This window comes from Streptomyces sp. NPDC048462 (assembly GCF_043200175.1).
Lineage (GTDB): Bacteria > Actinomycetota > Actinomycetes > Streptomycetales > Streptomycetaceae > Streptomyces.
Genome location: NZ_JBICXG010000070.1, coordinates 1 through 1,583 on the forward strand (window position 1 = coordinate 1; position 1,583 = coordinate 1,583).

Consider the following 1,583-nt stretch of genomic DNA (forward strand, 5'->3'; position numbering starts at 1 on the left):
CACAGCGAAGCGTATTTTCCCGCCACCCGATTCCCGGGACTGGGAGAGGTGTTCGCACGCACACCTTCGGTGACCCGCACCCTGGCCGCGTTCGGGGTCACCGACTACCTGCGCCGGCACACCACGGTGATGGCGCGCCTGCCCGATGCCGAGGTCGCGCGCGTACTCGGCCAGTCAACGCGGCGGCCGGTGCTGTGCGTGCACTCGCTCAACGTCGATCCGCAGGGACAGCCGGTGCAGTTCGGCATCACCAGCTTCGCCGGTGACTGGGTGCAGCTGATGGTCAGCAGCGACCTCTAGGAAAAGCGCGGCGAGCGTTGCACCCGCCGCGCGCAGGCTTCATGCCGCGCAGCGCAATGCCGTGTAGCGACCGTCCACCAGTTCCTCGGCCAGGCCGAAGCTGAGCGTCATGCCCAGGCCACCGCCACCGATGGCGTTGACGAGGGTCACACCCGGGGTGGGCTCGGCGACGAACTCGCTGCTGCCGTCCAGCAGCTTGGGATAGATACCGTGCCAGGTCTGCGCGATGCGCGCGTCCGGTACCTGCATGAAACGGGACAGGTAATCGAGCACTTTCTGGTTGATGGCGTGCTCGTCGAACGGGTCATGCGTATGGGCATAGGCATGCGAATCACCGATGGTGATTTCACCAAGGCCGTTCTGTGCCGCCATCACGTGGATGCCCAGCTCGACCAGGTCGGCATGCTCGGCCTGGTAGCGCGCCTGCAGCGGGGCGACGTCGGCGGCCTCGCGGAAGCCGGCGTAGTGCACCAGTGACAGGCCACCACACAGGGCAGCACCCAGGCGGAATCCGGACGGCTGCGCGGCCAGCCGCAGCATCTGCAGCTTGCAGCGGGTCAATGGTGCTGCCGCGTACAGTTCCGGATACAGCTGCTCGAACTCCGGGCCACTGCAGACGAACACCTGGTCGGCCTCGAACCGGCGGCTGCCGGACCACACCCGGCCGCTTTCCACCGCCGTCACCGGCGTGCGCCACTGGAACTGCGCGCCGTGGCGCTCGCGCAGCACATCCGGCAACGCGCGGATCGCCTGGCGCGGATCGACCACCAGCTCATCGGCATTGAACAGCGCGCCACGCAGTTCGCGTGCGACCAGCGCCGGCGACTTCGCCAATGCCGCATCCCGGTCCAGCAACCGGCATGGGCGCATCTGCGCATTGGCGGCCGCGTATTGCTGCAGCACGGCCCATTCGTCGTCGGCGTGGGCAACGTGCATCGAGCCACTGGGGTCATGCCAGAGGCCGGCCACGTCGATCAGCTCCTGCCAGATCTGCCGCGAGCGCAGCGCGCGCTCATACAGCGGTCCATTGGGCACGCCGATCGGCCAGACCATGCCGAAGTTGCGGATGGAGGCGCCGACAGCGCGTTCATGGCGCTCCAGCACGGTGACCTTGCAGCCACGCACGGCCAGCGCGCGGGCCACGGCCAGGCCGACGATGCCGGCACCGACCACGAGGGCGGTTGTGTTCTTCATGGGGGATGGACTCAGACGGAGGCGAGCGCCGGCATGCGGGCCAGGCGCAGGGCCTTGTGGTGGAAGTACAGCAGCGACAACAACAGGCA

The 1,583-nt window shown here is 68.0% G+C and carries 2 protein-coding genes; one reads left to right on the forward strand and one right to left on the reverse strand.

The annotated features are described in order from the left end of the window. Positions 1 to 300: UTRA domain-containing protein (locus ACGFU6_RS39265; protein WP_393617404.1), on the forward strand; the 300-nt coding region annotated here is incomplete at its 5' end. A 39-nt stretch (positions 301 to 339) separates the two neighbouring features. Here ACGFU6_RS39265 and ACGFU6_RS39270 read toward each other — a convergent pair. After that, positions 340 to 1,494, reverse strand: a complete 1,155-nt coding sequence (locus ACGFU6_RS39270; protein ID WP_053450940.1) for a TIGR03364 family FAD-dependent oxidoreductase — start codon at positions 1,492 to 1,494, stop codon at positions 340 to 342. Between the last annotated feature and the right edge of the window lie 89 nt (positions 1,495 to 1,583).